The sequence below is a fragment of the Variovorax sp. WS11 genome (assembly GCF_010499245.1).
GTDB lineage: Bacteria > Pseudomonadota > Gammaproteobacteria > Burkholderiales > Burkholderiaceae_C > Variovorax.
Window position 1 is genome coordinate 442640 of record NZ_JAAGOW010000001.1, and the last position, 26967, is coordinate 469606.

The window sequence follows — 26967 nt, forward strand, 5'->3', positions numbered from 1 at the left end:
GCACCCTCACCACTGCAACGTCGGATCCGATTGTCCGCGAAGCCACCTATATCGAGGCTAGAATCAGCCTCGATCCAGGCTTCACCAATGAACACCACTCACACTCTTCGCCAAGCATCCAAGCGGTCCGGGGCCGTCAGGCCTCCAGCAGTCTCCCTCGTCTACAAGGGACTCGACAGCTTCGTGCGAGTGATCGCGGGCGCCACGCCGTACCAACTGGTTGAGTACGAGCGACACGGTGTAGATGGCAAGTTCCTGCGAGATCTGTCAAAGCGCATGGAGATTCCCCAACTTCATGTGTTCGAGATGATCGGGGTGCCCAAGGCCACCGCGGAAAAGAAGGTTGCCGCGGGTGAGGTCATTTCAGGTAGCGGTGGACAAGCCGCCATCGGCGTGGCCAAGCTCATCGCAAAGGCCGAGGAAATCGTTGCCAACTCGACGTCGCCGGCGGCGAAGGACTTCGATGCGGCAAAGTGGCTTGGGCAGTGGCTTGAAATCCCGCAAGCAGCACTTGGCGGTCGCAGGCCTTCTGCCCTGCTCGACACGCCCACGGGACTTGATGTGGTCCTTAAGCTCTTGGGCGCCATCGAAAGCGGCGCATACCAATGATCTTGTGGCGAATTGCCGCGGAGACGCGGCAATACAAGGCTGATGATGTGAGTGGTGGCGGTGCCGCGAAGAACCCCGGGCGGTGGAATGAATCCGGACAGGCCGTTCTATACACCGCCCCGACCATTGCCATCGCTGTCCTCGAGACGGCCGCTCACATCGATGACGGCGGATTGCCTCTCAACAGGTTCCTCGTTAGCCTTGACGTCCCGCTGGCGGTCTGGCGCAAGCGCACCGAACTGGATCCCAATGCGCTTGCGCCCACATGGAGTGCGATCCCCGCGGGCGCCACAAGCGCGGGAATCGGCTCCGATTGGCTCAAGTCCCTGCGCAGCGCGATCCTGATGGTGCCGTCAGTCATCGTTCCTGAGGAGCGGGCGACCTTGATCAACCCGGCGCATCCGGATGCTGTCAAAGTCAAGGCCAAGGTCGTTCGTCCCTTCGAGTACAACAAGCTTTTCCGGCCCCGTTGATCCCTCTGATCGCGCGTTGCCGCCCGCGATGCACCGAAATCTACGTGTCAGACATGCCGAAACTCGATCTGAAGCGAGATCCGCGGCACCTCGCAGTCCCTCGGTGCGTAGCAACTGCAAACGACGGCCCTCTCGACCTGCAATGACCCTTCGTCGAGTCTTGCGGCCCAGCGGTCCTTGTGGCTTGCCTTGACGTAACCGATCCTTCTCCAGCGAGGCAACAGCCCGAACAGCGATGGGCACCGCAACCATGCTGCGATGGCCTCCCCATCGTGTGGGTGATCCCGTTCCCGTCGAAGGGCAACCGTCGAGCCGACCCGGCAGTGCCGCTGGATCAGTTGCGAGCGGTCCTCGTAGCCGGTTGCTGCCAGCAAGACCCAAACGGTGTAAGGCGTGCCGGTCGAAACGGGCACCGCCGAAGCCCACGAAGACGCCGCTCCCGATGGCGCCCGGAAGGCTTCTGCTTTGCGTTTCAACTCGCCTCCTCCGCGATGTTGCACTGCGGCAGATTGTAGGTGCAAAGTATTATTCAAAGCCGGGACGTCGTGCGCAGTTTGTCGCGGAACAGACGCTGCTCCGTGTCCTGGCCACCGGCGGCTACCATGCGGCAACGCAGAAGGAGTGCCGGAATGCGCGCGCAAATCCAGACGACGGTGAACACCGATGCCGCCGACCGCCTCGGCCATGGCGCGGCGGAGAACATGCCATGACGGCCGCAGCCCAAGCGAACTGGCGCCCCACCAGCTGGCGCGACCGCCCCGCGCTCCAGATGCCGGCCTACGGCGACCCTCGCGCACTCGCGCAGGTCGAGCAACGCCTGGCGTCGCTGCCGGCCCTCATCTTCCCGGGCGAGATCTCGCAGCTGCGCGAGCGCCTCGCTGCCGTGGCGCGCGGGGAAGCCTTCCTGCTGCAGGGCGGCGACTGCGCCGAAAGCTTCGAGGAGTTCGGGCACGAGCCCGTGGAGTCCACCTTCCGCGTGATCCTGCAGATGGCAGTCGTGCTGACCTATGCCGCCGCATGCCCCGTGGTGAAGGTGGGACGCATCGCGGGGCAGTTCGCGAAGCCGCGTTCGTCCGACGTCGAGACCATCGACGGCGTGACCCTGCCCTCCTACCGCGGGGACATCATCAACGCCAGCGAGTTCAGCCCGGCAGCCCGGCATCCCGATCCCGCCCGGCTCCTCACCGCGTATTCGCATTCCGCGGCCACGCTCAACCTCCTGCGTGCGCTGGCCCAGGGCGGCTTCGCCGATCTCCACGAAGTGCATCGCTGGACCGCGGACTTCGTCCGCTCCAGTCCCCAGGGCGAGCGCTTCGAGGAACTCGCCGAGCGGATCACGCAGTGCCTCGCCTTCATGGAAGCCTGCGGTTTCGACGCCACGCGGGCGCCGCAGCTGCACGCGGTCGAGTTCTACACATCGCACGAGGCGCTGCACCTCCACTACGAGGAAGCCCTGACCCGCCTCGATGCGCGCCAGCAGCGCTGGTATGGCGGCTCGGCCCACATGCTGTGGCTCGGGGAGCGCACGCGCAAGCTCTCGGGCGCCCACGTGGAGTACCTGCGCGGCGTGCAGAACCCCATCGGCGTCAAGCTGGGGCCCTCCGCCACGGGGGACGATGTGCTGCACCTGCTCGACGTGCTGGACCCGGACCAGGAACCCGGCCGCGTGGTGCTCATCACCCGCATGGGCAGCGACAAGGTCGCCGAAAGACTCCCACCGCTGCTGCACGCGGTCAGCCGCGCCGGGCGCACGCCGGTCTGGTGCTGCGACCCGATGCACGGCAACACCGTCAGCGCCTCCACGGGCTACAAGACGCGCGACTTCGATCGCATCCTCGGCGAGGTGCGCGGCTTCTTCGCCGCGCACGCGCAGCAGGGCACGCATCCGGGCGGGCTCCATTTCGAGATGACCGGACAGGACGTGACGGAGTGCCGCGGCGGCGCGCAGGCGCTCACCGACGCGGGCCTGTCCAGCCGCTATCGCACCGCGTGCGATCCACGCCTGAACGGATCGCAAAGCCTGGAGCTGGCTTTCCTCATCGCCGACGTGCTCAAGCGCTCGCGCGCCTAGCGCGAAGGCTGCCGGGCGGCGATTGGTGCTCGCCATGAAACACCGTGCGCCCCACTGCGACCCTACCGGCGGCGCACGCCCGACCCTACGATCCATTCCGGCGCCCACTCCCAACTCAATGCCCCTCGAGGCGCCTGAAGGACCCACATGAAGATCGTCGCCATCGGAGGCACCGGCCTCATCGGCAGCAAGCCCGTCAACCTGCCCAAGGCGCCGCGCTGAAATGACCACGACGCCGCTGGAACCGCCGCCGGTCGAGCTGCTGGACAAGTTCCGCGGGCCGGACTTCCTCCCGCTCTACACCACCACGGTGAGCGTCAGCGGTGGAGAGGCAAGGCATGGGCGTGCCTCCGGCGAGGTCCGATCCGATGACGGCAGCCTCGCACTGTCGCTCCGGCTCCCGCCCGAACTGGGTGGCCCCGGCGGCGGCACCAACCCGGAGCAGCTCTTCGCAGCGGGCTATGCGGCCTGCTTCCATGGGGCGCTCAGCCTGCTGGCCGAACGCTTGCAGATCCCCGTTCAAGACTTCGTGGTTCGCGTCAGCGTCGCCTTCGGGCGCGACCCGGTCGACGGCATGTTCATGGTGACGGCCGATATCCGGGTTCACTTGCCGGGGCTCGAGAAGCATGTGGCCGAGGAACTCGTGCGCAGCGTCGAACGCATCTGTCCGTACACCAAGCTGGCGCGCCAGGGAATCCAGAGCACGGTGGCGCTCGCACCATGAACCGCGCGTGGCCGCCGCGGCGGCATCGGGCTTGCCAGCATCGGGCCGGATACGGGATCATGGGGCATGCTGCGCCTCTACGACAGCCGCTACTCGGGCAACTGCTGGAAAGTCCGCATCCTCCTGAGCCAGCTCGAGCTTCCGTTCGAGCGCGTGACGCTCGATCTCGCCAAGGGTGAAGCCGCCGAGCCGGCCTTCCGCCGGAAGAGCCGCTTCGCACGCGTGCCGGCGCTGGAGCTCGAGGACGGCCGCACCCTGGTCGAATCCGGGGCCATCCTGCTCTACCTGGCCGAGGGCACCCGCTTCATCCCCGAAGACCCATTCCTGCGCGCGGAAATGCTGGGCTGGATGTTCTTCGAGCAGGCAGACATTCAGAAGCCCATCGCGGTACCGCGCGTGTACCACCTGCGCGGAATGGCCGCCGCCATGACGCACGACATCGCTCGATGCCACAAGGAGGGCAACGCCGTTCTCGAAAAACTCGAGCAGTGGATCGCCCCGCGCACCTGGCTGGTCGGCGAAGGCTACACGCTCGCCGACCTTGCCGCTTCATGCTATGTGTCGCTCGCCGGCCAGGGCGGCTACGACATGGCGCGCTATCCGGCCATCCGCGCCTGGCTGGGGCGCGTCGCCGCGCAGCCCGGCTGGGTGCCGCTGCTGCCCGGCGAGTAGGCCGCGCGGCTCAGCCCGCGGCGTCGCCTGACGAGCTCGCGGGTTCGAAGATCGCGCTCATACCGAGATCGCCTCCAGGCGGCCCAGCAGTTCGTCCTTGCGATCCCGCAGCCACGGGGGCAGCTGGAACTCCTCGCCGAAGTGACCGGGCTCCTCGTCGATGGCAAAGCCGATGTCGGTGGTCGCGGCCTCGAAGATCACGCCGCCCGGCATCTTGAAGTACATCGAGCGGAAGTAGTTGCGGTTGACCGACTCGGAGGCATCGATGTAGCCCATGCTCATCAACTTGTCCTTGATCTGCATCTGCTGCTCCTGGCTGTCGACCGCGAATGCGACGTGGTGGATGGTGCCTTCGCCGTAGATGGACGATCCCTGCAGGCGATCCGGCTCATGGAGGAACTCGACGATGGTCCCGGGTGCGCCGTCGCTGGTCTCGAAGCGGTGGTATCGGCCCGATTCGCCCGCGTAGCGGAAGTCGATCGCTTCCTGCATGAAGGTGATCGACTCGGCCACCTCCCGCAGCGACAGCGTGATGCTGTGCACGCCACGGATGGCGAAGGCCTCGGGAATGTCGTCGGCCAGGCACGGCACGCGCGGGTCGCGGTCCGAGGCGACCAGGTCGAACTCGATGCCGCAGGGGTGATGGAAACGCTGGCGCTCTTCGCCGAAACGCTCCACCACCTCCTTGTCGAAGGCGATGCCGTGCGCGGCGAAGCGCGCACGCCAGAAGTCCAGCGAGCCCTTCGGCACGGAATAGTTGATGACCCGGATCTGGCCCGAGCCGCGCCGCCCCTGCACGCCCTTCTGCTTGAAGGGAAAGGAGGTGACGAGCGTGCCGGCATCGCCCTGCGGGTTGCCGTAGTAGAGGTGATAGATCGGGTCCTCGCCGTCCAGCAGCACGGTCTTCTTGACCAGGCTCTGGCCGAGCAGCTTGACGTAGAAGTCCACGTCCTCCTGCGCACCGCTGACGCAGGCGGTCAGGTGATGAAAGCCTTTGATGATCGACATTCGGGGTCCTTGTTGGTTGGGTGTCTTGATTGGCGGTATGCCCATTCAGGCGTCGATGAAGGTGGTGAACTCCTCCACCTCGAGCTTGTGCAGCGCCATGCGGTTCTCCGGCATGCTGTTGTCCGCATAGCCGAGCGACATGCCGGCGATCACCATCTCGCCCTCGGGAATCTGAAGCTCGGCGCGAAGCACGGGGTGTTGCAGCGACCAGATCTGCTGCGGACAGGTGTCGAGGTCCCGCCCCTTGGCCGCCAGCATGATGTTCTGCAGGAAGCAGCCATAGCAGATGAAGCTGGCCCATTCCAGGCGGCGGTCCATCGTGAAGATGATGCCGACCGGCGCATCGAAGAAGAGAAACTGCCGCTCCACGTCGCGCATGCGGCCCGCCTTGTCGCTTCGGTGCACGCCCTGCGCATCGCCGAGCTGGCCGCGGAAGGTGTTGAAGCGCGACGAGTACGGGTCGTGCAGCGGCTGGGGGAAGAAGGGGTACTCGGGCGCGAGCTTCTCGGGCCCGGCGCGGAAGGCCTCGACGGCCGCCGTGGTCACGCGCTCGCGCGCCTCGCCCGTGACCACGTAGCAGCGCCAGGGCTGCGTGTTGCTCGAGCTGGGGGCGTACTTCGCGACCGAGAGGATGTCTCTCACGGTCTCGGGCGGTACGGGGCGGTCGAGGAAGCCGCGCTTCGTGCGGCGCTCGCAGATCAGTTCGTCGATGAGCGAATTCATTGCAGTGTCTCCATCCGTGGTGGTGGGGTGGCGGTCGTTGGCGGGTGCGTTGACCTGGCGAGGGAATCGTAGGAATGGCGACTGCGCTTGAGAAGCCGGCGCGCCTTGCACGCAAGGTTGCGGATTCCTGGACGATGGGCGAGAGCGGCACGCCACGGCGTATGCTCGGCACGATCCCCCTGACACGCACCGATGCTCGACCTCAAGGACGTCTACTACTTCGTGCAGGTCGTCGACCGCGGCGGCTTCACCTCGGCCGGCCAGGCGCTGCGCCTGCCCAAGTCCACGCTGAGCCACCGCGTGCAGGAACTCGAGGCCTCGCTGGGCGTGCGGCTGCTCAACCGGACCTCGCGCCAGTTCGGCATGACCGACATCGGCAAGGAGTTCTACCAGTACGCCATTGCGATGCTGCGCAGCTCCGACATTGCCGAGGAGGCGATCCGCCAACGCCTCGCCGAACCGAGCGGCGTCATCCGCATCACGACGGCCATCGAGATCGCGCAGTTCGCGCTGCGCGACCTGCTGCCGGTCTTCCTCAACCGATACCCCAAGGTCCAGATCGTCGAGATCGCGACCGACAGGCTCGTGGACATCGTCGGCGAAGGTTTCGACCTGGCCATTCGAGGGCATACGACGCCGCTGCAAAACTCGACGCTGGTCCAGCGTGCCATCGCGGGCGTGCCATGGTTCCTGTTCGCCAGCCCGGCCTACCTGGCGAAGACGAAGGAGCCCCAGCATCCGGAAGACCTCCTGCACCACGCGAGCATCTCGATCCTGCGAAACGGGCCGGTGCAGTGGCAGCTCAAGGGCCCCGGCGGCAAGGAGTTCGTCGTGCCGATGGCGCCGCGCTTCCAGAGCAACAACCTGGTGTCCCTCAAGGAAGCCGCCTGCGCCGGCCTCGGCATCGCGGCGCTGCCGGGCTACATCTGCCGCAGCGAACTCGCCGCGAACTCGTTGCGGCAGATCCTGCCGGGGTGGATGGCGGCCGATGCCCGCCTGTCGGCGCTCATTCCCTATCGCACCGGACTGCTGCCCGCGGTGAGATCGCTGGTGGACTTCCTGGCTGTCGAGATCCCGAAGGTCACGGACTTCGGCGGGCACTGAAGACATCGTCCAATACGCTGGACGCAGAGTCCCTGCAAGGGTAGCCCCAGCCAGGCCGGATCGGCCTTATCGTCGCGCTCCTCCGACTCCACCGGATTCAGGACCGCTGACATGAACCATCTGAACTGCCTGCCGCAAGACGCGGTGTTCTGGGGCGAGAACACCCTGGCCACCGCCCTCCCCCGCCTCGAAAGCTACGGCATCGAGCGACCGATCGTCTTCACCGTCCAGCCCCTCGAAGCGCTGGCTCGCACCCATGTCGAACCGCACCTGAAGGACGCGGCCGGCTACTTCACCGGCCTGCCCGCGCATGTGCCCGACGTCGCGGTGCATGCGGCGCTCGAGGCCTGCCTGCGCTCGGATGCGCGTGCCATCGTGGGACTCGGCGGCGGCTCGGTGCTCGACGCGGCCAAAGCGGTCTCTCACCTGCACCACGGCCGCACCGGCAGGCACCTGCCCATCGTGGCATTGCCGACGACGCTTTCGGGCTCGGAGTTCTCGCACTACTTCGGCATCACCGAAACCGACGGGCCGCAGAAGTTCAAGCGCAGCTACGCCGTGCGCGAGACCACGCCGAAGCTCGTGCTCATCGACCCGCTGCTGGTGCGCGACACGCCGCGGGCGCTGCTGCTGTCCTCCGCCATCAAGGGCATCGACCATGCGGTCGAGGGCATGCGCAAGGTGGGGACCAGCCACCCCCACGCGATCATGGCGGCCAGCGGCGTGGACCGCTTCCTCCGGGTGCTCGAGAAATGGCCCGCGAAGCTCGAGACGCGGCAGGCCATCGAGGCGGGACTCGTCAGCGACGACGACCTGTTGCAACTGCAGCTCGGCGCCTGGCAGTGCTACTTCTCGCCGGCTTCCGTCATCTACGGGTTGAGCCACCGCATCGGCCACATCCTGGGCGGCAGCTTCGGCCTGCCGCACAGCGCGACCTCGTGCATCACGCTCGCGCCGGTCATCCAGGCATGCGCCGCCTTCTACGGCGACAAGCTCGAAGCCCTGTCGCCCGGCGGACCCGGCGCCGCGGCGCGGCTGGCCGAGCGCATCGCCGCCGTGGTCGCGAAGCTCGGCCTGCCGAGCCGCATCGGCGCCTTCGACCTCGACCGGGCGAAGCTGCCCGAGGTCGCCGCGCTGCTCAAGGCCAACTACGCGGAAGAAGTCTCAGACCTCGGCGAGGACGCATCCGCGCGCCTGGATGCGCTGCTGGAGCGCCTGTGGTAGCCCTCGCGCCACCGCGCGCCGCGTCGCTGCGGCAGTCGCTGGCCGAACTTGCCGGCGGCCGCATCCGGGCGAGCGAGCTCGTGCAGCGCACGCTCGACAAGGCCGACGATACGCAGCGCCGGCTCAATGCCTTCGCCACCATCGCGCGCGAGCAGGCCATGGCGGCCGCGGCCGCGAGCGATCGCCGCTATGCGGAAGGCACGCAACGCCCGCTCGAAGGCCTGCCCATCGGCGTCAAGGACCTCATCGACACCCAACGCATCGAGACGCGCTACGGATCGCCCGCCTTCATCGGCCACATCCCTTCCGCCGATGCCTGCGTCGTGCGCACGCTCGTGGAACAGGGCGCGATCGTGGTCGGCAAGACGACCACGCACGAGTTCGCCTGGGGCGTCACCACGGCGAGCGCCGCCTTCGGCGACACCCTCCACCCGCAGGACCCGCAGCGCATCCCCGGCGGCTCGAGCGGCGGCGCGGCCGTGGCGATCGCCGACGGCGTGATGGCCGCGGGGCTCGGCACCGACACCGGCGGATCGGTACGCATTCCCGCCGCGCTCTGCGGCGTCACCGGCTTCAAGCCGAGCTACGGCGCGCTGCCGACGCAGGGCGTCTTTCCGCTGGCTGCCAGCCTCGACCATCCGGGTCTGCTGGGGGCCGGCGTCGACGACATCCGCGTGCTGGCGGATGCGCTGGGCATCGGTGCCGGGCCAGGCGCGACGGAGGATCTCGGTGACGCGCGCGTGGGCGTCATCTGCGCGATCGGCCCGGTGCCCGCCACGTGTGAAATCGCAAGCGCCTTTGCGGTGGCTGCGGATTCGCTCGCATCGGCCTTCCATCTCGAAGAGCTGGACACGGCGGACCTCTTCAGCGACAGCTTCGACGCCTTCGCGCGCATCGTGCTGGCCGAAGGCGCGTTCGTCCATTTCGCGCGGAACGACCCGGACTGGATTGCGGCGCACTACGGCGCCGAAACCGTCGAGCGCCTCGCGCGCGCCAAATCGATCCGGATGGAGGACTACGCGCTGGCGCAACAGGCCCGGCGAAAGGTCGCCGCGGGCCTGGCCCGCCTCATGGCCAGGCACCGCTTCATCGTGCTGCCCACCACGCCCTGTGCCGCCCCGTCCATCGGCGAGGCGGAGCTGACGATCGGCGCCTGGACAGGCAGCGTGCGGCAAGCCTTGATGGCCTACACGGCGCCCTTCAACCTCGCGGGCTGCCCGGCCATCTCGATCCCGCTGCCCCGCGGCGCCGGCGCGCTTCCGGCCGGCCTCCAGATCGTTGCCCGCCCCGGCGACGATGCCGCGCTGCTGCGGATGGCCAACCGGATGGAGCAACGGCTGCACCCCCGCATCGGGCGAATGCATTGACGCGACATCCCGTCGTCCCCGCCACTCGGTGACCTGAGCCGGCAGCCTGAGCGCCGGAGGCCCGCGCCGCTCGATTGGTGAGCGAACGGCAACGCCGTGATCCCTTCCACATGCCTACTGCATCGGGCGATGCAAACCTAGGATCTGGTCGTGCGAAATGAGTGGCGCACACATCCCCAGAGTTTTCGGAAACGAAAGAGGTGAAAGCCATGAGAAGTATTGCAAGACACATCGTCGCGGCACTGCTGATCGCCCCGCTGGGCGCGACCGCGCAACACGCGAGCGGGCAACATGCGGGCACGCCGAACGCGGCACAAGACATCGTCGTCAAGCAGCTGATGACCAAGCTGCCCCCGGACATTCCCGGCAAGGAAGTCCTGGCGATCACCGTGGACTACGCGCCGGGCGCCGGCGACCCCGTCCATCGCCACGATGCGCATGCCTTCGTCTACGTGCTCGAGGGCTCGATCGTCATGGGCGTGAAGGGCGGCAAGGAAGTCACCCTGAAGCCCGGCGAGACTTTCTACGAAGGCCCCGACGACGTTCACACGGTCGGCCGCAATGCCAGCAAGACCCAGCCCGCGAAGTTCCTCGTCGTGATGGTGAAGAACAAGGGCGTCGATTTCTTCATGCCCGTGAAGTGACCGTTCCGTCCCCATGACTGCCATCGACGAAGCCGCCGCCATCCTCCGCGCCACGGGCGTCTGCCAGCGCGCCGTGCACGAAGGCGATATGGCCCCCGATGCCACTTTGCTCGACGCCTCCGGCGCGCCGGTGAAACTGTCCGCGCTGTGGCACAGCGGACTGCTCGTCGTGATCTTCTATCGCGGCGGATGGTGCAGCTATTGCAATCTTCAGCTGCACGAATGGCAACGGCACATGGATGCGTTGAAGCGGCTGGGTGCCGAGCTGGTCGCAATATCCCCGCAGACGCCGGACCATTCCCTCGACACGGTCGAACGCAATGCGCTCGCCTACACGGTGCTGAGCGACTCGGGCCTGGATGCCGCCAATGGCTTCGGCATCGCCTTCACGCTGCCGCCCGAGCTGATCGACCTGTACGCGTCTTCGGGCACCGACATCCCGGTGCTGAACGGCAACGGGCAGTGGGTGCTGCCGATCCCCGCGACCTACGTGGTCGACCGAGCGGGACGCATCCGCTTCGCCCACGTCGAGATGGACTATCGCGCGCGCATCGACCCCCAAAGCGTCATCGCCGTCCTCGAGCAGGCCCACATCGGCGAGCACGGCACAACAGCGTGATTCCCGAACCCCACCTCCCTGTCGCACCATGCCGAACCTGCTGCTGCAAACCACGATCGAGGGCGATCACGACGACTGGCACATCGAGCGCTTCAGTCTCCTGAAGGCCTATCTTCTGAGCCTGCGAGACGGGGATGGCCGCTTCGCTTTCCAGGTGACCGCTCGCAACCGCACGAAGCGCGGCGAGCCCGATCCCGTACTGTCGAAGCTGCATGAATCGCAGTTCGATCAACTCTGGCTTTTCGCGGTCGACGTCGGCGATGGCCTCACGCCCCAGGATTGCGAGGGCATCGGCCGCTTCCGGCGTCGAGGCGGCTCGCTCATGGTCACGCGCGACCACATGGACCTCGGCAGCTCGATCTGCAACCTGGGCGGGGTCGGGGCTGCACACCACTTTCACAGCCTCAACTGCGAGCCCGACGAGGAGCGCCATTGCGTCGACAACCCGTTCGCCGCGAACATCTCCTGGCCCAACTACCACTCGGGCGCGAACGGCGACTACCAGCGCGTCCGGGCCGTGGGAAGCGTCCACCCGGTGATGCAGGACCAGGAGGCGGCGGACGGCGCCATCCAGTACCTGCCCTCGCATCCGCACGAAGGCGCCGTCAGCGCGCCGCTCGACGATCCGAGCGCGCGGGTCGTGGTGGAGGGGCAGAGCTCGGTGTCCGGCCGGCGCTTCAACCTGGCGGTCGCCTTCGAACGCTCCGCGCAGGGCGGACGGGCGATCGCGCAATCGACCTTTCATCACTTCGCCGACTACAACTGGGACCCTTCTGCCGGCGCTCCCTCTTTCGTGTCGGAACCCGCCAGCGACGGCATTGCCCGGTTCCCCGAGGCGCTTCGCTCGACGAAGCAATACGTCCGCAACCTGGCCTTCTGGCTCGGCGCCTGATTCCCAGCTTGCCCGCCCTGCCTCGGCGTCGATGACGCCGGGGCTTTTTCGCGTGCGGCCCGCACACCTTGTTGCGGCAGCGATCGTTCGGATTTTCCGGACCGTGCGTACAAGCATTGGCGTCTTCTCAAAGCACCGGCAAGGTTTCACCATCGGGCTGCGTTCAACCCATTCGAACGCCAACCGTTCACTGATCGATGTGGACCTGCCCGGCAGGTCGAGAAGAGGAATCCGATGACGAATCATGCCCCCCTGATGGAGATGGCCGCCGCCGCCCGCGCTGCCATCCTGGACCCGAGCCGCATCACCCTCGTGGGTGAGCAGGCGAATCCCCGCTTCGAGCTGTTCCACGCAGCGAGCTCGCTGTGCTCGCAAAAAGTGCGCACGGTGCTGTTCGAAAAGAGGCTGTCCTACCGCTCCAGCGAGATGCTCATCCTGGGTTCGATGGGGCGCGACGGCGTGATCCCGGCCGAACACTACAGCCCCGCCTACATTCGTCTGCGCCTGATCGCGGCGCGCGACTCGGGCCGGCAATACGTCAACGGCTACAGCGGACGGACGTCGGTCGAGACCGAAGGCTTCGATCCCTGCGTGGTGCCCTTGCTGGTCGACTACGAGACAGGCCGGGTGGTCGCGGATTCGCGGCAGATCTGCGGCTATCTCGACGCCGTGTCGCTCCAGCCGATCCAGCTGGTCCCGGACGATCCCGACACGCGCAGCGAGGTGATGCACCAGGTCGACATCGTCGACCGTATACCGAACGGCGCCTTGCTGTACGGCTTTCATCCGGATGCCGACTTTCGGCCCGGTCCCCTCAAGCTGTCGATGGAGACGGTCTATGACATCAAGATCATGGCCCTGGAGCAGCTGATCGCCGCCAACGCCGGCGAGCCCGAGCTGGTGGCTGCGTATCGCGCCAAAATCGTGAAGGAAAGCGCCGGCAGGAAGCTGCGCCATGACCCGGCGTTCCAGCGTGCCGCCCGCGATCGGCTGGGCGAGCTCTTGCAAGATCTCGAGCGCGATCTGGCTGCGAAGTCCTTCTCCTGCCTGAACGGGAACGCCTTCTCGCTCGCCGATGCGTTCTGGGGCGTCAACCTCGTTCGCCTGAACTATCTCGGCCTGTCCTCGATGTGGCGCGCGCTTGCGCATGTGCAGCGCTACTTCGAGGCGCTCGCCAGGCGGCCCTCCCTGTGCAAGGAAGTGATCCAGGCATCGGTGAACTCGATGCCGCCCTCGACCTACATGAATGCCATCTCGGAATGCCCCGCCGGGGTTGCCGCGTGATGAACGTCCACACAACCAGGAGACATGACATGAGCGAAACCCTTCAGGCCCACGAGAGCACGGCAGCCGGGCAGACCCCCTACAGCGCGTGGATCCAGACAGACGTGCTGCACTCGCTGCAACGCACGGTCAGCGATCATCCCGGCGAGCATGCCTGGATCGTTCACGTGCAGGTGTCGGAGCTCTACTGGATGCTCATCATCAAGGAGATCCAGACGGCGCAGCGCTGCCTTCGCGCCAACGACCTGCCCCAGGCCTTGCGAACCTTGCTGCGCGTCGTTGCCCATCAAGCGCCGCTCGACGCGATCTGGCGCTCGATCGCATGGATGACCCCCAACGACCTGCTGGCCATTCTTTCGCGTGCGGCCGCCACGCACGGCAAGGACACGGCCCTGCAGGGATGGACGTACAGGCACATGGCCTACCTGCTGGGGATCAAGCAGGCGGAGCATCTGCAGCATTTCGTCCCGCAGCCCCAGCGCTGGGCGCAGCTCAGCAAGGCTCTGGCCGAGCCCAGCCTTTATGACGACGTCCTCGCCTATCTCGGCCGCATCGGCATCGCCGTTCCGAGCGCCGTGCTCGAGCGCGACCTCGGCGCGCCCTATAGCCCCAGCAAGGAGATCGAGCAGATCTGGCGCGACATCTACGCGGAGCCGGACGCCAACATCGAGCTCCAGCAGCTCGGCGAAACGCTGGCCGACATCGCGGAAGGATTCGCCCACTGGAAGTACCGCCACCTGATGGCCACGCGCCGGACCTTCGGCGCCAGGCCGGCGTACTTCGGCACCGAAGGCGTCGCGTGGCTGCTGCCCACGATGGACGAGATTCCGTTTCCCGAACTCTGGTCGGCCCGCACCTTCATCGGCAATCCGGCGTCACCTTCGCAGCCGGCGGTTTGCCCGCACATGCACAAGCGCTGACGCATCGAATGGTGCGCGACGCGCAACACGGCGGCGCCTTCCAGAGGGCTACCGGCGCGGAGGGCCGAAACCTACGATGGATCCGCTATCGCGATCTTCGCCAGCGAGTCCCTCGGCCGCTCTGAGGCCGGTCACCGGAACCATCCAGGAGTCATCACCATGAAGCCACGTCTCAACTACATGCAGCAGTCGCCCGAGCTCTTCAAGAGGTTCGTCGGGTTCAGCCAGGCCGTGCACGACGGCACCATCGAGCCCGCGATCCAGGAGCTCATCGCGCTGCGCGCATCGCAGCTCAACGGCTGCGCCTTCTGCGTCGACATGCACGTCAAGCAGGCCAGGATCAACGGCGAGCGCGAACTGCGCCTGCACCATATCGCCGCCTGGCGCGAGTCGACCCTGTTCAGCCCGCGCGAGCGCGCCGCGCTGGCATGGACCGAGATCCTCACCAAGCTGCCCGAGCAAGGCGTGCCCGACGACATCTACGACCGCGTGCGCACGCAGCTGTCCGAGAAGGAGCTGACGGACCTGACCTTCGTCGTGATGAGCATCAATGCATGGAACCGCGTGAACATCGCCTTCCAGATGGTGCCCGGATCGTCGGACAAGGCCTTCGGCCTCGACAAGGCGCAGCTGGCCTGAGCACTTCGAAAGGTCAGGCGGCCGGTGGCTTCAGCCGCGGGCCGCTTCGGCGTTGAAGTCCGTCAGGCACTGAAGGTCGGACGCGCGGATCTTCGTCGTCATGAAGTCGATGAAGACGCGCATGCGCGAAGGCAGGTGCTGCCGGCTCAGGTAGCAGATGTAGTGGCCGCAGTCCTCGGGTGCATGCTGCGCGAGGCAGGAAACGATCGCACCCGACCGGAGCGAATCGCAGGCCAGGTAGCCGGCCACCTGGGCCACGCCGTGGCCGTCGAGCACGGCCTGCAGCACCAGGTCGGGGTCGTTGTAGCTGACCTTGGCTTGCGGCAGGAATCTGCGCAGCTGCCCGTCCACCTTGAACTCCCACTCGAAGATCCGGCCCGCCGAAGAGCGGTAGTTGATGCATTGATGATGGAGCAGCTCTTCCACCGTCTGGGGGAGTCCATGGGCTTCCTGGTATTGGCGCGAGGCGCAGACCAGCATCTGCATGGGGATGATCTGCTTCGCGATGATCTGGGCGTCTTCCATGCGTCCGTTGCGAAACGCGATGTCCACGCCGTCCGAGATGAAGTCGGTGGGCTTGTCGTCGAGCAGCAGGTCGATCGACACCTCCGGGTATTCAGAGCGGAACTCGCCGAGCAGCGGCGCCACCACCCTCCGGCCGAAGCCGACCCCCGCACTGATGCGCAGATGCCCGCGGGGCGGCCCCTGGCGGAGGTCCCGGATTTCTTCGAGGGCCCGAACGATCCGGTCCACGCCCGTGTGGCAGTTGGCATAGAAAAGGTCGCCTTCGCGGGTCAGGGTGGTGCTGCGGGTGGTCCGCAGGAAAAGCCGGACGTTCAACTGGTCCTCGAGCTTCTGAACGCTGCGGCTCACCGCGGAGCGGCCGACACCCAGGCGCTCGGCGGCCCGGGCGAAGCTGCCTTCCGTGACCACGGCAATGAAGGCGACGACCCCCGCATAGCTCGTGGCGAAGCTGGAGGCCAAGCCGTCCGCGCGCAGCGCGAGGGGAGCGGAAGCAGAGCAGCCGACGGTAGAAGATGTCATGGGAGCAGATCCTTGATGGGAAGAGGTGTCCCGCCCGGAACGTGGCCGTGCGACGCAGCACCACGCCGGGCGATCGTGGTAGGCGTGCCGCGGATCACGCGATGAGCTCGACGCGCGGAAACGCGTACTCGCGCCCCATCAGCGCACGGGCGAAGAAGTAGTTGTTGCGCGCCCGTTCGCTGAGGCGGTCGAGATCGACCTCGCCTTGCGCATTGCAAGGGAAAGCCCATCCGCGGCCCTGCCTGTGCAGAGACTGGAAGTGCAACTCGTAATGCGCGCCCCGGATACTCATGATGGCTTCCATGTTCTGCTCCTGCAGCTCGATGAGACTTCAGTGTCTGCCCCGGATGTAGCCACACGATGTCGGGATGGCGACCGCGCTTGTCAGGTGTCATGACTGCATGGCGCGCGCCCCCGGGGCAGCGGCCGGCCGCCCTGCCGTGGCGCGCGCATTCGTGTCCGTTGACACACAGCGTGGCGGCACTGACACATTGCCGTGCGCCGCCCGGGATGCAATGGTCTCGGGCTCAATCTGACGAAAGCGCGGCGGCCGGCCTTCCAGCCATGACCACGGACAGCACTTCGAGCAGCAGGCTGCTCTTGATCATCGAAACGGATGACCTCATCCGCGAGTTGCTCGTGCGCTGGCTGACCGAGGCGGGCTACTCGGTCGCGGCGAACGATTCGCGGACGAACGGCGTCGCGCTGGTGATCGCGGATGTCCCGAACCCGGCGCAGGCCGGTGCTGCGTTGCGGGAGCTCCATGGCCGCTACGGCGCCCCCATCCTCGCCACCTCGGGCCGCTTCAGGCGTGCCCCCGCGGCCTCGGAGGGCGCGGCGCGGCGGCTCGGCGTCGCCAAGGTGCTGCCGAAGCCCTTTACCTGCGCGGAACTTCTCGCGGCGGTCGGCCAGTGCCTGGACGGCCGCTGAGTGGCTCGCCCTAACGCAGGATCTCGACCTTCGGCAGGAAGGTGTAGCCGGCGCCGCGTTCGGTGCGGATCATGGGAGGCTGGCCCTCCGGCTCCAGCTTGCGGCGCAGCCGGCCGACCTGCACGTCGATGGAACGGTCATAGACCTCGTCGTCGTGAAGGCGCGAGAGCTCGAGCAGCTGGGCGCGCGTCAGCACGCGCTGCGGCGCACCCAGAAAGGCCGTGAGCAGGTTGTACTCGCCGTTGGACAAGCTCACCACGTCCCCTTGCGGCGAGGACAGCCTGCGCAAGCCCACGTTGAGCTCCCAGCCGGCAAAGCGGTAGGCGCGGGTACCGGCCTCGCGCCTGGCCCCGTCCGCATGCATCTTCGTGCGGCGCAGCAAGGCACGAACGCGGGCCAGCAGCTCGCGCGGCGAGAAGGGTTTGGTCAGGTAGTCGTCGGCGCCGAGTTCGAGCGCCATCACGCGGTCGGCCTCGTCGCGCCTTCCGGTGATCACGATGATGGCCAGGTCGGACTGCTCGCGCAGCCGCCGCGCGATCTGGATGCCGTCCTCGTCCGGCAGGCGGACGTCGAGGACCAGCAAGTCGATCGCGGTGCGGGTCAGGACTTCCGTCATTTCAGCGCTGGTGGCAACCGCGCTGACCTTGTAGTCGTAGTCGCCGAGAAAGTCGACCAGCATCTGGCGTATCGACGGATCGTCGTCGACCACGAGCACATGCGGTGCCGCTCCGGGCGTGGGCAGTTCCATACGCTTTCCTTCGTCGTCAGGCGCTGGCCCAGAGGCCGGATCGGCAGTTTAATTGCCGGCATCGGGCCTGTCACGATACCGCTGGTCAGCCTCCTTGCGCCACGGAGACGCCTGCCGCGGCCTGGGGCCGCTCGGCGCTCGCTTCGGCGGGATGCGCCGACGCCGAGCGATCATGGTTGACGAACAGCACCGCGACCATGCCGATGACGGCAGGAATCGCGATCGCAATGAAGTTCTGCTGCAGCGGCAGGTTCATGCCCACCAGCGTGCCGATCAGGATCGGCGCCAGGATCGCGCCGCTGCGGCCGACGCCCAGGGCCCATCCGAGACCGGTGGAGCGCACCGCCATCGGATAGAACTGCCCGGTGTAGGCGTTGGCCACGATCTGCGTGCCGATCGTCGATGCGCCGGCCAGGCCCACGAGGACGAACAGCACCGGCGTCGGCATCTTGTAGCCGAGCAGCGTCAGCGAGACGGCGGCCAAGGCATACATCGCCGCCAGCACGTACTTGATGTGGAACCTGTCGGCGAGCCAGCCGCCGATGATCGCGCCGGCCATGGCGCCCACGTTCAGCACCAGCACGAAGGTCAGCGCCGAACCCAGGCTGTAGCCGGCGGTGGCCATCAGCTTCGTCAGCCAGGAACTCAGCGCGAACACCATGAACAGGCACATGAAGAACGCGATCCAGAACATGACCGTGCTGAAGCCCCGGCCTTCGCTGAAGAGATGCTTGATGGGTGCGCTGTCGGCCTTGTCTTCGGCAGGCACCGCGAAGCGGTCGCTCGCGAGCGGCTTGTAGCTCGGGTCGAGCTTCGCGGCGATCGTCTTCAGCGCTTCGGTTCGGCCCTTGGCCAGCAGGAAGGGCATCGACTCCGGAAGCGACTTCAGGATGACCGGAATCAGGAGCACCGGCAGGCCCGCCGCGAAGAAGACCGATTGCCAGCCGTAGGCCTCGATGAGGCTCTTGCCCAGGATCGCCGCGATGATGCCCCCGACGGCATAGCCGCTGAACATCAGCGTCACGAGCGTGGCGCGGATCTTCCTGGGCGAGTACTCGGTCATGTGCGCGACCACGTTCGGCATCACGCCGCCGATGCCGAGCCCGGCGAGGAAGCGCATCGCGCCGAAGGTCACGGGATCCTTGGCCAGGCCGGCGGCGGCCGTGAAGATGCTGAACAGCGCCACGCAGATGACGATGGCCCAGCGGCGGCCGATCCGGTCGGCGATGGTGCCCAGGAAGATGGCGCCGAACATCATGCCGAACAGCGCCGAGCTCACCATGAAGCCCGCATGGGTCGCATCGACGCCCATGTTCTTCATGATCGACGGCAGCGCGATGCCCACCACCGACAGGTCGTAGCCGTCGAACACGATGATCAGTGCGCACCAGAAGAGCACGAGCCCGTGAAAGCGGTTGAAGCGGGCATCGTCGGCCAGCTTGTGAAGGTCGATTTGGCGCATGGCTCTCTTGTCTCCGGTCGAATGGGGGAAGAACGCCTTCGATGATGAGAAGCTTGGCCAGCCGGGTCCAACGCATTTTTCGGATAGGGCCTATGAGGCCTGTGAATGTTGGGGAGGGTCTTCCACCACGCCTGCCGTGACGGCCCGCTCCTCCATGCGCTTTTCGAATGCGCGCTATCACCGATCTTCGTTGGACCGTGCCTCCAGGCCTTCGTAAATTCACCGACGAGGCAAGCGCCGATGTGGCGCTGCCATGAAGACGAAGGAAATGGACATGCAAGGAAAGATCGGCCTCGAGGAGCACTTCGCGATTCCCGAGACGTTGCAGGATTCGGCCGGCTTCGTGCCCGGCGACTACTGGAGGGAGCTGAGCAGCCGCCTCCTCGACATCCATGAAGGCCGCCTGCGCCAGATGGATGCGCACGGCATGGAGATGATGATCCTCTCGCTGAACGCGCCCGCCGTCCAGGCGGTGCCCGATCCAAAGAAAGCCTGCGAGCTCGCCGTCCGCGCCAACGACTTCCTGGCCGAGCAGGTGGCAAGGCGGCCCGATCGCTTCCAGGCCTTCGCCGCCTTGCCCATGCAAGACCCCGATCAGGCGACCCGGGAACTCGAGCGCTGCATGACCGAGCTCGGCTTTCGCGGTGCGCTGGTCAACGGGTTCTCGCAGGTCGGCACGCCCGACAACGCCGTCTACTACGACGCGCCACAGTACGCCTCCTTCTGGGCTGCGGTGGAGCGGCTCGACGCGCCCTTCTACCTGCATCCGCGCAATCCCCTGGCGAGCTGGGCGCAGATCTACGAAGGCCACCCGTGGCTGCTCGGGCCCACGTGGGCCTTTGCGCAGGAGACCGCCGTCCATGCCCTGCGCCTCATGGCGAGCGGCCTCTTCGATTGCCATCCGGGTCTCAAGATCATCCTGGGCCACCTGGGCGAAGGCCTGCCCTACAACATGTGGCGCGTCGATCACCGCAATGCCTGGGTCCAGGCGCCCAAGGGCTATCCGGCCAAGCGCAAGCTCTGCGACTACTTCCACGAGAACTTCTACCTCACCACCTCCGGCAACTTCCGCACCCAGACGCTGATCGACGCGATGCTCGAAGTGGGATCGGACCGGATTCTTTTCTCGACCGACTGGCCCTTCGAGAACGTCGACCATGCATCGGACTGGTTCAACGACGCGAGCATCAGCGAGGCCGACCGGCGCAAGATCGGCCGGACGAACGCGCTGTCGTTGTTCAAGCTGGATCGGTCCTGAGCGGTTCCGGGCGCGTGCCTTCTGCGCCCTGTGCCTCGGGCGTGCGCCGCGATCGTTCGTGGAACAGGCCGAAGATCAGCTCCCGCAGCCAGCGATTGCCGCTGTCCTGATGGAATCGCTCGTGCCACTGCTGGCGAATCTCGAAGGGCGCGACCTCGAAGGGCGCATCGACGGCATGCAGGTCCACGCGTGACGCGACCATCGCCTTGGCGAGCCGCGCCGGCACGGTCAGCAGCAAGCCCGACGCGGCGACGATCGCCGACAGGCCCAGCGAGTGGGCGGCCGTGAGGACCACCCGGCGCTGATCGAGCGCACCCGCGCGATTCAAGGTCTGCTGAAGCTGCGTATCGGTCGTTCCGTGAGGCCGGTACGCGATGTGTTCCGCCGCGAGGTAGTCGCCCAACTCGATGCGCTCGCGGGAACCCAGGCGGGACGCCTTGGACATCAGCACGACGAAGGTCTCGTCGAACAGCCGCTGCTGGTAGAACGCGGGGCCCATCGGCTCCCAGCTGCCCAGCGCAATGTCGATCTGGCCGTGGAGCATGCGCTGCCGGGCATCGGCCACGGAGACATCCACCGTTTCGAAGCGAACGCCGGGCGCGATGCCGCGTGCGACCGAGAGCAGCTCGGGCATCATGACCAGCTGCCCGATGTCGTTGACGGCGATGCGGAAGATGCGGTTGGTCGTCTCCGGCTCGAAGCTCCGGCCCTGGTCGACGGCCTGCATCAGGCAGGCGATGCCTTCCTCGATGGGCGCGACCAGGCGCTCGGCCACGGGCGTGGGGACCATCCCGTCCGCCGAGCGCACGAACAGCGCATCGTTGAAGCGTTCGCGCATGCGCTTGAGGGCGTTGCTCACCGCGGACTGCGTCATGCCGAGGCGGTCGCCGGCGAGCGTGACGCTGCGCGTGGCGTAGATCGCCTGGAACACCAGGAATAGATTGAGGTCGATGGAGTTGATGTTCACCGCGCCGTCTCCGTTCTTCTCTTTCGCCGACCCGATGCGGATCGGCGGTGCGCGAGTTCACTCGCGGTCCAGCACCGCCAGGTTGTCGTAGACCATCCGGAGCATGTCGCGCAAGGACTCGGCTTGCGCAGGGCTCAGGCCGGACAGCGAGACGCGCTCGTACAACTGCGCCAGGGGAATGATGCGCAGCGTCAGATCGCGCCCCGCCTCGGTCAGGCTCAGGGCGAGCGCGCGCGCATCCGCGTCCGATCGGTCGCGCACCAGCACGCCGCGCTGCAGAAGACCGTCGACCACGCGCGACAGCGTGGAAGCCTCGGTCGATGTGTGCAGCGCCAGCTCGGAGAGCCGCTGATGCGCCTGGTGGTGCAGCGCGACGCAGACCCGCCACTCGGTGAGCGAGAGGCTGAACTGCTTGAGCTCCCTGCTGAAGGACTGCCCCATCCGCGTGCCTGCGCGTGCAAGCAGGTACGGGATGGCCCGCTCAAGGTCGTGATTTGCAATTTTGTCTGCAACTGCAGGCGATTCAGGGGACTCCTCGGCGCGTGCCCTGCGCTGCTCCAGGGACACCACCGCGGATGTTTTTCGCTTGGCCATGACCGATCTTACAAGCGAACAATGTCACCGATATGGCGTAAACCCTAGGCATTTATTAATTGCATTTGCAAATGTATTGCGCTTCAATCTGGACTCCAGAGCCAGACCAACCCTTGGAGACCCCATGACCGATGCCGCGAACCTGTTTGCCCGCCTTCAGCACGTCGACCTGCCCGCCGCAGGCCGGAAGTCACCGGTGAAGGACGCCCCTTCGATCGAAAAAATAGTTGCATGCGCAACCGAATTGGTGCCGATGCTTCGTGCCCGGGCGCAACGCACCGAGCAGGAACGCCGGGTCTCCGAAGAGACGACGCGCGCCTTCCATGGCGCGGGCTTCTTCAAGCTGATGCAGCCGGCACGCTACGGCGGCTACGAGTACGGGTTCACTGCCTTCATCGACGTCGTGAGCGAGCTCGCGCGCGGCTGCACGTCTTCGTCTTGGGGCTGCTCGCTGGGCGCCATCCACCAGTGGCTCGTCGGGACCTTCCCCGAGGAGGCGCAGGACGACGTGTGGCGCAAGGACCCCAGCGCGATCGTCTGCGGCTCCTATGCGCCGGCCACGATGGCCGAGAAGGTCGACGGCGGCTACCTTGTGCAAGGCAAGTGGCTCTTTGCCTCCAACGTCGACAACTCCCAGTGGGCCTTGCTGGGCGTTCAGTTCCCCGCGGAGGAAAAGGGCGCGCCGCCCAGCGCGGGCTTTCTGCTCGCTCCGCGCTCGGACTGGGCGATCGAGGACAACTGGCATGTGGCCGGCCAGTCGGGAACGGGGTCCAAGGCCGTCGTCATCGACAAGCCGACCTTCATTCCGCAGCACCGCAAGCTGAGCTTCGCGGAGGCTTCCTCGAACTGCCCGCCCGGCAGCCGGGTCAACACGAATCCGATCTACCGCATCCCCTTCCTGTCCGCGGTCCCCGTGTGCCTGGTGTCGCCCATCATCGGGACGGCACAGGGCGCGGTCGACGAGCTGATCGAGCTGGCGGGCACGCGGGTCACCCGCGGCGCCGTTGCCGGCGGGGGCAACCGGCTGAGCGAGTTCTTCCCGGTGCAGTCGCGCCTGGCCGAAGCGTCGGCGAGCGTCGATGCGGCGCGCCTGCTGCTCTACCGCGACACGGCGCAGGTGGAGCAGATGGCGGCCGAGGGCCGGATCATCAGCGTCGAGCAGCGCATTCGCAATCGCCGCGACCATGCGTTTGCCGCACGGCTGTCGCGCGATGCGGTCGAGGCGGTGTTCGCCAGCGTGGGCGGCGCGGGCCTGGCGCTCGACCAGCCGATCCAGCGCATGTGGCGCGACGCGAACGCGATTTCGCGCCACATCAGCCTGAACTGGGACGCGGTCTCTTCGATGGTGGGGCAGTACCTGCTCGGCCTCGAGCCGAAGGGCCAGTACTGATCGAGGCACCGGCGATGTACTCCTGGGCTCTGATCACGGGCGATGCCGCCGACACGGTGGATGCGCGCCAGCTGCGGCAGGCGCTGGGCGCCTTCCCGACGGGGGTGTGCCTCGTCACCACCACAACGCCCGATGGCAAGCGCGAAGGCATGACGATCAACTCCTTCGCTTCGGTGTCGCTGGATCCGCCGCTGATCCTGTGGAGCATCCGCGACGACACCCGCAGCGCCGAAGCGTTCCTGGCGTCGCGCTCGTTCAACCTCAGCGTGCTGAACGCCGGGCAGCGCGAGCTGGCCTGGCATTTCGCAAAGCCCGCCGCGGACAAGTTCGAGCGCTATGCCGAAGCCTTCGAGGCCGGCTCCAACGAATGCCCCCGGCTCGTCGACAGCGTCGCGACCTTCGAATGCTCGACCTACTCGCGCCACCAGGAGGGCGACCACACGATCATCCTCGGGCGCGTGGACCGCTTCTCGAGGACCGAGACGCCGCCCTTGCTCTTTCATTCGGGGCAGATGGGTTCGTTATGGGAGCTCGCGGCAACGCTGGCGCAGCCCCGGTGAGGCCGAGGGTAGGCGTCGCGCCTGCGTGCCGACGAGCCGGCCTCCGACCGACAAACCCGGAGCGCCGCGGATGATCGGCCCATGGCCGATCTCGCCGCCCTCTTCTCTCTCGACTACCCGCCCTGGCAGATGGTCCTGCGGGGCACGGTGATCTACTGGTTCCTGCTCGTTGTCTTCCGTTTTCTGCTGCGACGGGACGTCGGAACGATGGGCGTGGCCGACCTGCTCTTCGTGGTGCTGGTGGCCGACGCGGCCAGCAATGCGATGCAGGGCGAGTACAAGACCATCGGCGACGGCCTGGTGCTGCTGGCGACCCTCATTGGCTGGAACTTCCTTCTCGACTGGCTGAGCTATCGCTTCGAACTCGTCTCGCGGCTGCTGGAGCCGCCGGCCGAAGTCGTGGTGAAGCATGGCAAGCCGGTGCATCGGGTGCTGCGGCGCGAGATGATCACGCTCGACGAGCTGGCCGGCAAGCTGCGCGAACAGGGCGTGGAGCACATGGCCGACGTCCGCGTGGCGCGGCTCGAGAGCGACGGCCAGCTCAGCGTGATTCGGTATGCGCGGCGCGACGGTGACGCTGCCAGGCCGCCGCCACACAGGAGTTCCCGGCCCGGCGACACTCGCTGAATGAGCACGAGCACGATCGACCTCCAGGACGCCGCCGTCGGCCTGGCCGTGGCGCTGGGCGTCGGCCTGCTGATCGGCATCGAGCGCGAACGCCGCAAGGGCGAAGGCGAGGATCGGGCCGCCGCCGGCCTGCGCACCTTCGCCATCGCGGCGGTGACCGGCGCGCTGGCGCAGGTGCTGCCCGTGCCCGGCCTGGTGGCGCTCGGCGCGGGCGTCGCCGGGCTGCTGGCCGCGCTCTCCTACTGGAAGAGCAGTTCGGAGGACCCCGGCCTCACGACCGAGTTCGCGCTGTTTGCCACCTTCCTGATCGGCGTACTGTCGGTGCTGGCGCCCGCGCTCGGCGCTGCCTGCGGGGCCGGCCTGGCCCTGCTGCTGGCCGCGCGCCGCCGGCTGCACCGCCTTGCGACCCAGCTGCTGAGCGAGCAGGAACTGCACGACGGCCTGCTGCTCGCCGCCCTCGCGCTGATCGTGCTGCCGCTGATCCCGTCCGGCCCCATCGCGCTGCTCGGCGGTATCGACCCACGGCCGCTGGCGGCGATGGTGGTGCTGATCCTCGCCATCCAGGCCGCGGGCCACATGGCGGTGCGCTGGCTGGGCGCACGCGCCGGCATGCTGGGCTCCGGCTTCGTCTCGGGCTTCATCTCCAGCACGGCGACGGTGGCCTCCTTCGGCAGCAAGGCCAGGGCGCAGCCGGCGCAGGCGGGCGTGCTGGCGGGCGGCGCGGCGCTGTCGGGCGTCGCCACCTGGGTGCAGGCACTGGTGATGAGCGCGGCGCTCTCGCCGGCCGCGGCGGTCGCGCTGTTGCCGGCAGCGCTGGCCGGTGCCGTCGGGGCGGCGGCTGTCGGCTTGCTGCCGCTGCTGTCGCGCAAGGGGAAGACCCCGATCGATCCGCCTTCCAGCACGCGCAGCGCACTGCGCCCGCGCGAGGCGCTGGCGGTGGCCTCGGCCCTGGCGATCGTGGCGCTGCTGGTGAGCAATGCCCAAAGCCGCTTCGGCGATGCCGGGCTGCAGATCAGCGTCGCGCTGGCGGCCCTGGCCGACGCCCACTCGCCCATCGCTTCCATGGCCTCGCTGCATGCGGCGGGCAAGCTGACGGCGGAGCATTTCGTGCGCGGCGCCTTGATCGCGGTCAGCGCCAACACGCTGACCCGCTGTACGGTGGCCGTCATCGCCGGAGGGCCGGGCTATGCGCTGCGCGTGGGCGGGGCGCTGCTCCTCAGCCTGGCGCTGGCGTGGACGGTCGCGCTGCTGCTCGGCGCGGGCCGGTTCGGCTCATAACCTGGCCGAAGAAGCCATCAGGTCTCTCGGAAATCGCTTCATCATGCTGCGCCCCAGCGAGGTGATGGCGATGACGGTGGCCGGCGGCTGGCCATAGCCGTCGATGGTCCGCACGGGTTTGGGGATCGTCGCCCGCACGTGGCCGGCGAGGCTCAGCACGCGCAAGGCGTCGACGTCTGCGCCGTCGTTGACGGCGATGGGCAGATCATGCTCTGCCAGGCGGTGAAGCAATGAGATGGGCACCCCGCGAGTATGCCGGGTCCGGTTTGGACGACTGCCCAGCCCGACTCGGCTAGGGCTGCGGCTCGAAGCGCGGCGCGCGCCGCTCGATGTTCGCGCGCACGGCCTCGGTCTGGTTGGCGCTGCCGATCAGCGCCTTCTGCTCCACCGACTCGGCCAGCAGCAGATCGGCCGCGCTGTGCGCCATCGCGGCGTTCAGCAGCCGCTTGCCAGCGCGGATGGCGTCGGGGCTCTTTTGTGCGATCTCGTGCGCCATTTGCAGGGCATCGGCCAGCGGGTCGGCCGACACGCGCGTCGCGAAGCCCAGCGCCACGGCCTCCTCGCCCGAGAAGATGCGGCCGGTGAACGTGAGCTCGCGCACGACGTCGGTCCGCGCCAGCTCGCGCATCAGCACCAGGCCGCCCATGTCGGGCACCAGGCCCCACTTGATCTCCATCACCGACAGCTTGGTGTCGGCTGCGACCAGCCGGATGTCGGCGCCCAGGGCCACCTGCAGGCCGCCGCCGAAGGCGACGCCATGCACCGCGGCGATCACCGGCACCGGCACCTCGCGCCAGACCATGGCCACCTGCTGCGCCGCGTTGGCGATGCCGTGGGTGCGCACGAGCAGGTCGGCCGCAGCGTGCCGGCCGATGACCCCGCTGCCGGCACCCTGCTCCATGCGCTGGAAGGACTGCATGTCCAGCCCCGCGCAGAAGGCCTTGCCGCGGCCTGCGAGCACCACCGCGCGCACGCGAGCGTCGTCGCGCAGCTGCTCGCCGGCATCGATCAGCGCGTCGAACATCGCCGGGTCCAGCGCGTTCATCTTGTCGGCGCGCGCCAGCTGCAGCTCGACCACGCCGTCGGCGTGGCGGATCGATTCGATGCGGTCGTTCATGGCATGTCTTTCGGTTTCT

At 67.3% G+C, this 26967-nt stretch carries 30 protein-coding genes; 20 read left to right on the top strand and 10 right to left on the bottom strand.

The genetic code is table 11. The features are described from left to right. The first annotated feature begins 87 nt into the window (after positions 1-87). From GXN78_RS02375 to GXN78_RS02395, 5 genes are all read left to right on the top strand, one after another. Positions 88-609, top strand: coding sequence for an antitoxin Xre/MbcA/ParS toxin-binding domain-containing protein (locus tag GXN78_RS02375; RefSeq protein WP_106553906.1), 522 nt, complete (start codon positions 88-90; stop codon positions 607-609). Next, positions 606-1082 carry an RES family NAD+ phosphorylase gene (locus tag GXN78_RS02380; RefSeq protein ID WP_106553905.1) on the top strand — a complete coding sequence of 159 codons (477 nt, stop codon included), beginning with the start codon at positions 606-608 and terminating at the stop codon, positions 1080-1082. The genes GXN78_RS02375 and GXN78_RS02380 overlap by 4 nt, the downstream gene beginning before the upstream one ends. 706 nt (positions 1083-1788) lie before the next feature. Then, the gene (locus GXN78_RS02385; protein ID WP_106553904.1) at positions 1789-3153 is read left to right on the top strand and encodes a 3-deoxy-7-phosphoheptulonate synthase class II; all 1365 of its coding nucleotides are present in this window, start codon (positions 1789-1791) and stop codon (positions 3151-3153) included. A gap of 223 nt (positions 3154-3376) precedes the next feature. After that, positions 3377-3877: an Ohr family peroxiredoxin gene (locus tag GXN78_RS02390; protein ID WP_106553903.1), complete on the top strand. Its 501-nt coding sequence runs from the start codon at positions 3377-3379 to the stop codon at positions 3875-3877. Between the two features lie 66 nt (positions 3878-3943). Further along, positions 3944-4549, top strand: a complete 606-nt coding sequence (locus GXN78_RS02395) for a glutathione S-transferase family protein (RefSeq protein ID WP_106553902.1) — start codon at positions 3944-3946, stop codon at positions 4547-4549. Positions 4550-4606: 57 nt separating this feature from the next. Here GXN78_RS02395 and GXN78_RS02400 read toward each other — a convergent pair whose 3' ends face one another. Continuing rightward, positions 4607-5557 carry a ring-cleaving dioxygenase gene (locus GXN78_RS02400; protein WP_106553901.1) on the bottom strand — a complete coding sequence of 317 codons (951 nt, stop codon included), beginning with the start codon at positions 5555-5557 and terminating at the stop codon, positions 4607-4609. A gap of 45 nt (positions 5558-5602) precedes the next feature. Further along, positions 5603-6280, bottom strand: a complete 678-nt coding sequence (locus GXN78_RS02405; RefSeq protein ID WP_106553900.1) for a nitroreductase — start codon at positions 6278-6280, stop codon at positions 5603-5605. A gap of 192 nt (positions 6281-6472) precedes the next feature. On the opposite strand from GXN78_RS02405, the gene GXN78_RS02410 reads away from it, so the two are divergent. The 9 genes from GXN78_RS02410 to GXN78_RS02450 all read left to right on the top strand — a co-directional run bounded on the left by GXN78_RS02410 (position 6473) and on the right by GXN78_RS02450 (position 14973). After that, positions 6473-7384, top strand: a complete 912-nt coding sequence (locus GXN78_RS02410) for a LysR substrate-binding domain-containing protein (protein WP_106553899.1) — start codon at positions 6473-6475, stop codon at positions 7382-7384. Between the two features lie 111 nt (positions 7385-7495). Then, positions 7496-8608 carry an iron-containing alcohol dehydrogenase gene (locus GXN78_RS02415; protein ID WP_106553898.1) on the top strand — a complete coding sequence of 371 codons (1113 nt, stop codon included), beginning with the start codon at positions 7496-7498 and terminating at the stop codon, positions 8606-8608. Continuing rightward, on the top strand, positions 8602-9975 hold the full coding sequence (locus tag GXN78_RS02420; RefSeq protein WP_106553897.1) for an amidase: 1374 nt from the start codon (positions 8602-8604) through the stop codon (positions 9973-9975). Before GXN78_RS02415 ends, GXN78_RS02420 begins: the two co-directional genes overlap by 7 nt. Positions 9976-10184: 209 nt before the next feature. Further along, positions 10185-10619, top strand: a complete 435-nt coding sequence (locus tag GXN78_RS02425) for a cupin domain-containing protein (RefSeq protein ID WP_106553896.1) — start codon at positions 10185-10187, stop codon at positions 10617-10619. A gap of 13 nt (positions 10620-10632) precedes the next feature. Continuing rightward, a complete protein-coding gene (locus GXN78_RS02430) occupies positions 10633-11238 on the top strand; it encodes a peroxiredoxin-like family protein (protein ID WP_106553895.1) in 606 nt (201 codons plus the stop codon). Positions 11239-11266: 28 nt separating this feature from the next. Next, positions 11267-12130 (top strand): hypothetical protein, encoded by an 864-nt coding sequence (locus GXN78_RS02435; protein ID WP_106553894.1) that lies wholly within the window; start codon positions 11267-11269, stop codon positions 12128-12130. A 234-nt stretch (positions 12131-12364) separates the two neighbouring features. After that, the gene (locus tag GXN78_RS02440; RefSeq protein ID WP_106553893.1) at positions 12365-13414 is read left to right on the top strand and encodes a glutathione S-transferase family protein; all 1050 of its coding nucleotides are present in this window, start codon (positions 12365-12367) and stop codon (positions 13412-13414) included. A gap of 29 nt (positions 13415-13443) precedes the next feature. Beyond that, positions 13444-14334, top strand: a complete 891-nt coding sequence (locus GXN78_RS02445; protein WP_106553892.1) for a tryptophan 2,3-dioxygenase family protein — start codon at positions 13444-13446, stop codon at positions 14332-14334. Positions 14335-14493: 159 nt separating this feature from the next. After that, complete coding sequence (locus GXN78_RS02450; protein ID WP_106553891.1) at positions 14494-14973, top strand: carboxymuconolactone decarboxylase family protein; 480 nt, start codon at positions 14494-14496, stop codon at positions 14971-14973. A gap of 30 nt (positions 14974-15003) precedes the next feature. Here the strand turns inward: GXN78_RS02450 and GXN78_RS02455 are convergent, their stop codons facing one another. Both GXN78_RS02455 and GXN78_RS02460 read right to left on the bottom strand, forming a co-directional pair. Next, on the bottom strand, positions 15004-16017 hold the full coding sequence (locus tag GXN78_RS02455) for a LysR family transcriptional regulator (protein ID WP_106553890.1): 1014 nt from the start codon (positions 16015-16017) through the stop codon (positions 15004-15006). Between the two features lie 94 nt (positions 16018-16111). Then, the gene (locus GXN78_RS02460; RefSeq protein WP_106553889.1) at positions 16112-16321 is read right to left on the bottom strand and encodes a hypothetical protein; all 210 of its coding nucleotides are present in this window, start codon (positions 16319-16321) and stop codon (positions 16112-16114) included. A 296-nt stretch (positions 16322-16617) separates the two neighbouring features. Between GXN78_RS02460 and GXN78_RS02465 the strand changes: the two genes are divergently transcribed. Then, a complete protein-coding gene (locus GXN78_RS02465; protein WP_164255344.1) occupies positions 16618-16947 on the top strand; it encodes a response regulator in 330 nt (109 codons plus the stop codon). Positions 16948-16957: 10 nt separating this feature from the next. Here GXN78_RS02465 and GXN78_RS02470 read toward each other — a convergent pair whose 3' ends face one another. Beyond that, entirely contained in the window at positions 16958-17695 is a 738-nt protein-coding gene (locus GXN78_RS02470; protein ID WP_106553887.1) for a response regulator, read from the bottom strand. An 85-nt stretch (positions 17696-17780) separates the two neighbouring features. Beyond that, positions 17781-19157: an MFS transporter gene (locus GXN78_RS02475; RefSeq protein ID WP_106553886.1), complete on the bottom strand. Its 1377-nt coding sequence runs from the start codon at positions 19155-19157 to the stop codon at positions 17781-17783. Between the two features lie 274 nt (positions 19158-19431). Between GXN78_RS02475 and GXN78_RS02480 the strand changes: the two genes are divergently transcribed. Beyond that, positions 19432-20415, top strand: a complete 984-nt coding sequence (locus GXN78_RS02480; RefSeq protein ID WP_106554137.1) for an amidohydrolase family protein — start codon at positions 19432-19434, stop codon at positions 20413-20415. Here the strand turns inward: GXN78_RS02480 and GXN78_RS02485 are convergent. Then, complete coding sequence (locus GXN78_RS02485) at positions 20396-21382, bottom strand: LysR family transcriptional regulator (RefSeq protein ID WP_106553885.1); 987 nt, start codon at positions 21380-21382, stop codon at positions 20396-20398. The two genes, GXN78_RS02480 and GXN78_RS02485, sit on opposite strands and share 20 nt — an antisense overlap. 57 nt (positions 21383-21439) lie before the next feature. Further along, on the bottom strand, positions 21440-21976 hold the full coding sequence (locus GXN78_RS02490; RefSeq protein ID WP_106553884.1) for a MarR family transcriptional regulator: 537 nt from the start codon (positions 21974-21976) through the stop codon (positions 21440-21442). Positions 21977-22100: 124 nt separating this feature from the next. Between GXN78_RS02490 and GXN78_RS02495 the strand changes: the two genes are divergently transcribed. From GXN78_RS02495 to GXN78_RS02510, 4 genes are all read left to right on the top strand, one after another. Beyond that, positions 22101-23366, top strand: a complete 1266-nt coding sequence (locus GXN78_RS02495; RefSeq protein ID WP_106553883.1) for an acyl-CoA dehydrogenase family protein — start codon at positions 22101-22103, stop codon at positions 23364-23366. Positions 23367-23380: 14 nt separating this feature from the next. Then, on the top strand, positions 23381-23926 hold the full coding sequence (locus tag GXN78_RS02500) for a flavin reductase family protein (RefSeq protein ID WP_106553882.1): 546 nt from the start codon (positions 23381-23383) through the stop codon (positions 23924-23926). A gap of 81 nt (positions 23927-24007) precedes the next feature. Continuing rightward, positions 24008-24553, top strand: a complete 546-nt coding sequence (locus tag GXN78_RS02505) for a YetF domain-containing protein (protein WP_106553881.1) — start codon at positions 24008-24010, stop codon at positions 24551-24553. Beyond that, on the top strand, positions 24554-25831 hold the full coding sequence (locus GXN78_RS02510; RefSeq protein ID WP_106553880.1) for an MgtC/SapB family protein: 1278 nt from the start codon (positions 24554-24556) through the stop codon (positions 25829-25831). On the opposite strand, the gene GXN78_RS02515 is transcribed toward GXN78_RS02510, so the two are convergent. Both GXN78_RS02515 and GXN78_RS02520 read right to left on the bottom strand, forming a co-directional pair. Next, positions 25826-26074, bottom strand: a complete 249-nt coding sequence (locus tag GXN78_RS02515; protein WP_146162940.1) for a hypothetical protein — start codon at positions 26072-26074, stop codon at positions 25826-25828. The genes GXN78_RS02510 and GXN78_RS02515 overlap by 6 nt on opposite strands. Positions 26075-26123: 49 nt before the next feature. Further along, complete coding sequence (locus GXN78_RS02520; RefSeq protein WP_106553878.1) at positions 26124-26948, bottom strand: crotonase/enoyl-CoA hydratase family protein; 825 nt, start codon at positions 26946-26948, stop codon at positions 26124-26126. Positions 26949-26967: the final 19 nt, after the last annotated feature.

Bases quoted from the DNA above. Each gene is read 5' to 3' on its own strand.
- GXN78_RS02375 (WP_106553906.1), top strand. From the start codon at position 88: ATGAACACCACTCACACTCTTCGCCAAGCATCCAAGCGGTCCGGGGCC.
- GXN78_RS02380 (WP_106553905.1), top strand. From the start codon at position 606: ATGATCTTGTGGCGAATTGCCGCGGAGACGCGGCAATACAAGGCTGAT.
- GXN78_RS02385 (WP_106553904.1), top strand. From the start codon at position 1,789: ATGACGGCCGCAGCCCAAGCGAACTGGCGCCCCACCAGCTGGCGCGAC.
- GXN78_RS02390 (WP_106553903.1), top strand. From the start codon at position 3,377: ATGACCACGACGCCGCTGGAACCGCCGCCGGTCGAGCTGCTGGACAAG.
- GXN78_RS02395 (WP_106553902.1), top strand. From the start codon at position 3,944: ATGCTGCGCCTCTACGACAGCCGCTACTCGGGCAACTGCTGGAAAGTC.
- GXN78_RS02400 (WP_106553901.1), bottom strand. From the start codon at position 5,557: ATGTCGATCATCAAAGGCTTTCATCACCTGACCGCCTGCGTCAGCGGT.
- GXN78_RS02405 (WP_106553900.1), bottom strand. From the start codon at position 6,280: ATGAATTCGCTCATCGACGAACTGATCTGCGAGCGCCGCACGAAGCGC.
- GXN78_RS02410 (WP_106553899.1), top strand. From the start codon at position 6,473: ATGCTCGACCTCAAGGACGTCTACTACTTCGTGCAGGTCGTCGACCGC.
- GXN78_RS02415 (WP_106553898.1), top strand. From the start codon at position 7,496: ATGAACCATCTGAACTGCCTGCCGCAAGACGCGGTGTTCTGGGGCGAG.
- GXN78_RS02425 (WP_106553896.1), top strand. From the start codon at position 10,185: ATGAGAAGTATTGCAAGACACATCGTCGCGGCACTGCTGATCGCCCCG.
- GXN78_RS02430 (WP_106553895.1), top strand. From the start codon at position 10,633: ATGACTGCCATCGACGAAGCCGCCGCCATCCTCCGCGCCACGGGCGTC.
- GXN78_RS02435 (WP_106553894.1), top strand. From the start codon at position 11,267: ATGCCGAACCTGCTGCTGCAAACCACGATCGAGGGCGATCACGACGAC.
- GXN78_RS02440 (WP_106553893.1), top strand. From the start codon at position 12,365: ATGACGAATCATGCCCCCCTGATGGAGATGGCCGCCGCCGCCCGCGCT.
- GXN78_RS02445 (WP_106553892.1), top strand. From the start codon at position 13,444: ATGAGCGAAACCCTTCAGGCCCACGAGAGCACGGCAGCCGGGCAGACC.
- GXN78_RS02450 (WP_106553891.1), top strand. From the start codon at position 14,494: ATGAAGCCACGTCTCAACTACATGCAGCAGTCGCCCGAGCTCTTCAAG.
- GXN78_RS02455 (WP_106553890.1), bottom strand. From the start codon at position 16,017: ATGACATCTTCTACCGTCGGCTGCTCTGCTTCCGCTCCCCTCGCGCTG.
- GXN78_RS02460 (WP_106553889.1), bottom strand. From the start codon at position 16,321: ATGGAAGCCATCATGAGTATCCGGGGCGCGCATTACGAGTTGCACTTC.
- GXN78_RS02470 (WP_106553887.1), bottom strand. From the start codon at position 17,695: ATGGAACTGCCCACGCCCGGAGCGGCACCGCATGTGCTCGTGGTCGAC.
- GXN78_RS02475 (WP_106553886.1), bottom strand. From the start codon at position 19,157: ATGCGCCAAATCGACCTTCACAAGCTGGCCGACGATGCCCGCTTCAAC.
- GXN78_RS02480 (WP_106554137.1), top strand. From the start codon at position 19,432: ATGCAAGGAAAGATCGGCCTCGAGGAGCACTTCGCGATTCCCGAGACG.
- GXN78_RS02490 (WP_106553884.1), bottom strand. From the start codon at position 21,976: ATGGCCAAGCGAAAAACATCCGCGGTGGTGTCCCTGGAGCAGCGCAGG.
- GXN78_RS02495 (WP_106553883.1), top strand. From the start codon at position 22,101: ATGACCGATGCCGCGAACCTGTTTGCCCGCCTTCAGCACGTCGACCTG.
- GXN78_RS02500 (WP_106553882.1), top strand. From the start codon at position 23,381: ATGTACTCCTGGGCTCTGATCACGGGCGATGCCGCCGACACGGTGGAT.
- GXN78_RS02505 (WP_106553881.1), top strand. From the start codon at position 24,008: ATGGCCGATCTCGCCGCCCTCTTCTCTCTCGACTACCCGCCCTGGCAG.
- GXN78_RS02510 (WP_106553880.1), top strand. From the start codon at position 24,554: ATGAGCACGAGCACGATCGACCTCCAGGACGCCGCCGTCGGCCTGGCC.
- GXN78_RS02520 (WP_106553878.1), bottom strand. From the start codon at position 26,948: ATGAACGACCGCATCGAATCGATCCGCCACGCCGACGGCGTGGTCGAG.